The 4,886-nt window shown below is 70.6% G+C and carries 6 protein-coding genes; all 6 read left to right on the top strand.

What is annotated here, in order from left to right:
* A partial coding sequence (queA, locus tag APM_RS11825; RefSeq protein ID WP_007423613.1) for a tRNA preQ1(34) S-adenosylmethionine ribosyltransferase-isomerase QueA occupies nucleotides 1-828 on the top strand: 828 nt, incomplete at its 5' end.
* On the top strand, nucleotides 825-1,955 hold the full coding sequence (gene tgt / locus APM_RS11820; RefSeq protein WP_007423612.1) for a tRNA guanosine(34) transglycosylase Tgt: 1,131 nt from the start codon (nucleotides 825-827) through the stop codon (nucleotides 1,953-1,955). The genes queA and tgt, both read left to right, overlap by 4 nt.
* On the top strand, nucleotides 1,936-2,400 hold the full coding sequence (queF, locus tag APM_RS11815) for a preQ(1) synthase (protein ID WP_007423611.1): 465 nt from the start codon (nucleotides 1,936-1,938) through the stop codon (nucleotides 2,398-2,400). Before tgt ends, queF begins: the two co-directional genes overlap by 20 nt.
* Nucleotides 2,393-3,454 carry a tRNA epoxyqueuosine(34) reductase QueG gene (gene queG / locus APM_RS11810; RefSeq protein WP_007423610.1) on the top strand — a complete coding sequence of 354 codons (1,062 nt, stop codon included), beginning with the start codon at nucleotides 2,393-2,395 and terminating at the stop codon, nucleotides 3,452-3,454. Before queF ends, queG begins: the two co-directional genes overlap by 8 nt.
* Nucleotides 3,455-3,539: 85 nt before the next feature.
* Entirely contained in the window at nucleotides 3,540-3,998 is a 459-nt protein-coding gene (gene mscL / locus APM_RS11805; RefSeq protein WP_007423609.1) for a large-conductance mechanosensitive channel protein MscL, read from the top strand.
* Between the two features lie 482 nt (nucleotides 3,999-4,480).
* Complete coding sequence (locus APM_RS22660) at nucleotides 4,481-4,846, top strand: PEP-CTERM sorting domain-containing protein (protein WP_241763148.1); 366 nt, start codon at nucleotides 4,481-4,483, stop codon at nucleotides 4,844-4,846.
* Nucleotides 4,847-4,886 lie beyond the last annotated feature (40 nt).

Raw genomic sequence — 4,886 nt, 5'->3', positions numbered from 1 at the left:
GGCGACGCGCGGATCGGCATCACCCTCGACCGCCCGCTGGCCGACGGCACCTGGCGCGTCCTGCTGCGCAACGCCCGCCGCGCCCGCCCCGGCGAGACCATCGCGATCGACGGCGCCGGCGGCATCGCCGCCGAGGTGATCGACCGCGCGCCCGACGGCTCGGCGACCCTGCGCTTCGACTGCGACGCCGAGACCTTCCGCGCCATGCTCGACCGCGCGGCGAGCCTCGCCCTGCCGCCCTACATCCCCCGCCCCGCCGGCATCTCCGAACAGGACCGGCAGGACTACCAGACCATGTTCGCCGCCGAGGAGGGCGCCGTCGCCGCCCCCACCGCCGGGCTGCATTTCACCGAAACCGTCCTCGCCGCCCTCGCCGAACGCGGCGTCGGCCTCGCCACCGTCACGCTGCATGTCGGCGCCGGCACCTTCCTGCCGGTGCGCGAGGACCAGCTCGAACGCCACAAGCTCCACGCCGAACGCGGCCTGATCGGCCCGGAGACCGCCGCCCTGGTCAACGCCACCCGCGCGCGCGGCGGGCGCATCGTCGCCGTCGGCACCACCAGCCTGCGCGTTCTGGAGACCGCCGCCGCCGATGACGGCACGCTGGCCCCCTGGCACGGCGAGACCGAGCTCTTCATCACCCCCGGCTACCGCTTCAGGCTGGTCGACCGGCTGATGACCAATTTCCACCTGCCGAAATCCACCCTGCTGATGCTGGTCGCCGCCTTCGCCGGGCTGGAGCGCATGCGCGCCGCCTATGCCCACGCCATAGCACGGGGCTACCGGTTCTATTCCTACGGCGACGCCTCGCTGCTGGAGCGCGCATGACCGGCTTCGCCTTCCACAATCTCGGGCAGGACGGCGCCGCCCGCCGCGGCCGCCTGGTCACCGCCCACGGCACCGCCGAAACCCCCGCCTTCATGGCGGTCGGTACCGCCGGCACGGTCAAGGCGATGACGGCGGACGCCGTCCGCGCCACCGGCACCGAGATCGTCCTCGGCAACACCTATCACCTGATGCTCCGCCCCGGCGCCGAGCGCGTCCGCGCCCTTGGCGGGCTGCACCGGATGATGGACTGGCCCGGCATCATCCTCACCGATTCCGGCGGCTTCCAGGTCATGTCGCTGGCCAAGCTCCGCAAGATCGACGAGGTCGGCGTCACCTTCCGCTCGCATCTCGACGGCTCCGCCCACCACCTCACCCCCGAATCCTCGACCGCGATCCAGAACGCGCTCGACGCCACCATCACCATGGCCTTCGACGAGTGCACGCCCTTCCCCGCCACGCACGAGCAGGCCGCCGTCTCGATGCGCCTGTCGATGCGCTGGGCGGAACGCTCCCGCGCGGCCTTCGAACCGCGCCCCGGCTATGGCCAGTTCGGCATCGTCCAGGGCAGCGTCTTCGCCGATCTCCGCGCCGAATCCGCCGCCGCCCTCACCGGCCTCGGCTTCGAGGGCTACGCGATCGGCGGCCTCGCGGTCGGCGAGGGCCAGCAGGCGATGTTCGACACGCTGGACGTCACCACCCCCCTGCTGCCCACCGACCGCCCGCGCTACCTCATGGGCGTCGGCACGCCGGACGACCTGCTCGGCAGCATCGCCCGCGGCGTCGACATGTTCGATTGCGTGATGCCCACCCGCGCCGGCCGCACCGGCCGCGCCTTCACCTCGCGCGGCATCCTCAACCTGCGCAACGCCCGCTTCGCCGCCGAGGACCGCCCGCTCGACCCGGCCTGCCACTGCCTCGCCTGCGCGCGCCACAGCCGCGCCTACCTGCACCATCTCTTCCGCTGCGACGAAATGCTCGGCCCGATGCTGCTGACCACCCACAATCTGAGCTATTACCAGACGGTGATGCGCGGCGCCCGCGAGGCGATCGAGGCCGGACGCTTCGCCGCCTACGCCGCCGCCACCCGCGACGCATGGAGCCAGGGCGATGACCGACACACGCTATGACGCGCTGCAACAGCTCGGCCGCGAGAGCCGCATGCCGGACTCGCCCGAGGCCGCGGTGCTCGAACGCGTCGCCGCCCCGTCCCGGGGGAAGAACTACGTGGTGCGCTTCACCTGCCCCGAATTCACCTCGCTCTGCCCGATCACCGGCCAGCCCGATTTCGCCCATGTCGTGATCGACTACATCCCCGATTCGTGGATCGTGGAGAGCAAGTCGCTCAAGCTCTATCTCGGCAGCTTCCGCAACCACGGCGCCTTTCACGAGGCCTGCACGCTGATGATCGCCGAGCGCCTGGTCGACCTGCTCGCCCCGCGCTGGCTGCGCATCGGCGCCTACTGGTATCCGCGGGGCGGCATCCCGATCGACGTGTTCTGGCAGACCGGCGCCCCGCCCGAGGGCGCCTACCTGCCCGACCAGGGCGTGCCGCCCTATCGCGGCCGTGGCTGAGGCGGATCTCCGCGCCGCCATCGCCGCCCGCGCCGCCGCTCTCGGCTTCGATGCGATCGGCATCGCCCGCGCCCGCCTGCCCGAGAGCGTCCGCGACAATCTCCGCGCCCATCTCGCCGCCGGCCATCACGGCACGATGGGCTGGATGGAGGATCGCGCCGCCCAGCGGGCCGACCCCGCTTCGCTCTGGCCGGAGGCGGTCAGCGTCATCTCCCTCGGCCTGTCCTACGCCCCCGATGGCGACCCGCTCGCGACCCTCTCCCGCCCCGATCGCGGCAACATCTCCGTCTATGCCCGCAACCGCGACTATCACGACATCATCAAGGGCCGGCTGAAGCACCTCGCCCAGTTCATCGCCGCGCGCGGCGAAGGAGTGAAGGTCTTCGTCGACACCGCGCCGGTGATGGAAAAGCCGCTGGCCGCCGCCGCCGGGCTCGGCTGGCAGGGCAAGCACACCAACCTCGTCTCCCGCCGCCACGGCTCGTGGCTCCTGCTCGGCGAGATCATGACGACGCTGGCCCTGCCGCCCGATCCGCCGCACCCCGACCGCTGCGGCACCTGCACCGCCTGCCAGTCCGCCTGCCCGACCGATGCCTTCCCCGCCCCCTACCGGCTCGATGCCAGGCGCTGCATTTCCTACCTCACCATCGAGCACAAGGGCCCGATCCCGGAGGAGTTCCGTCCCGCCATCGGCAACCGCATCTATGGCTGCGACGACTGTCTCGCCGCCTGCCCCTGGAACAAGTTCGCCGCCGCCGGGCGCGAGCAGAAACTCGCCGCGCGCGACGACCTCCTCGCCCCCCGCCTCGCCGATCTCGCCGCCCTCGACGATGCTGGCTTCCGCGCCCTGTTCGCCGGCAGCCCGATCAAGCGCATCGGCCGCGCCCGCCTCGCCCGCAACGTCGCCATCGCCATCGGCAATTCGGCCGATCCCGCACTCGCCCCCGCCGCCGCGCGCCTCGCCGCCGATGACGATCCCGTCGTCGCCGAAGCCGGGCGCTGGGCGGCGCGCCGGCTCGCAATCGGGCTGGCCCCGGCGCGCAAACCCGGCTAGCCTCCGCGCACGCCAGCGTGACCGGCCAACGGTCATGCCAGGCCACTCGCCCCAAAACGGGCGTTTTTCACGACGGGAGCATTCGATGTCAGAGTCGTTCAAGCCAAAACGGCCCGCCTGGGTCGATGACTTCAAGGCCTTCCTGATGCGCGGCAATGTGGTCGATCTGGCCGTCGCCGTGGTCATCGGCGCCGCGTTTTCCAATATCGTCAAGAGTTTCGTCGCCGACATCATCAACCCGGTCATCGGCCTGCTGACCGGCGGGGTCGATTTCTCGAACCATTTCATCACGCTGAAGGGCGCGGCCGAACCCACCCTCGCCGCGGCGAAGAAGGCCGGCGCCGTCACGCTGAACTACGGCGCCTTCGTCAACACGCTGTTCAACTTCCTGATCGTCGGCTTCGCGATCTTCTGGATGGTCCGCCTGATCAGCAAGCTGCACAAGGCGCCGGAACCGGCCCCTTCCGCCCCCCCGGCGCCAACGCCGACCGAACTTCTCCTCACCGAAATCCGCGACCTGCTGAAGGATCGCGGCGCGAGCTGATCCGCCCCGCGGGGCCCGAGGCCAACGCCTCCGGCCCTCATGGCGCCGCGCCCCGCCCCTCCAACGCCGGACACGCCGTGGCCTACCTGCGATCCAGCCCATAACTTTCTGATTGCGAGAGATTTTTTGATCAACCGGATCGGCGGGCTTCGACGCGCCTGACCGTGGCGCTGGAGCCGCGGATCAAATTCTTAATGAAATATTGCCAAACAGCAAGAATCGCGATAAGCGATATTTGGGCAGTTTTTATAGTTTTTTTACGGCATTTTGGAATTTCGTGTATGAAAATTTGGAATCGCCTCCAATGCAGATGGGTGCCCTGGCACGGTTCGCGGGCCGCATGGCTGGCACTCCCTCATGCGGTCGTCGGCACCGCCTGCGTCCTGGGAGCGGCATTCACGCTGGCCGGTCACGCGGATCCGCGCCCGCCGCATCCGGTCGGGGCGCCGCCCGTCATCGCCGGTGCCCCGGGTCCGGTCGCCATGCCGATGACACCGGTCGGCGGCGTGAGCAACCCGAGTCCGTATATCGCCCCTCAGGGCGTGACCGATCGGATCCCGAATCCGGACATTCTCTCCCAACCCATGCCGTCCTTCATGCCCGCGGTGGATACCGGCCTGCCGCCCGTCCCCGGGGCCCCCAATCCGCCGCCCGTGAACGGCCATACCGGCGGCGTGCCGAGCCCCGGCCCCGGCCCCGGTCCCACCCCGGTCAACGTGCCCGAGCCGTCTTCCCTTCTCCTGCTCGGCACCGCGATCATCGGATTCCTGGGCGCCCGCTCGGCGCCGGCAATCCGCGGCGGGCTGCGGGGATGGCGTTCAGGCAGAAGGCCGGCCCGGCCCGCGTGACGCTGATCGTCCGGGACGGCATCGCCGCCCGGCCCGAACC

The sequence above is a fragment of the Acidiphilium sp. PM genome (assembly GCF_000219295.1).
Taxonomy (GTDB): domain Bacteria; phylum Pseudomonadota; class Alphaproteobacteria; order Acetobacterales; family Acetobacteraceae; genus Acidiphilium; species Acidiphilium multivorum.
Note: the sequence above shows the minus strand (reverse complement) of the source record. Positions and strands in the feature narration are given on the sequence as shown.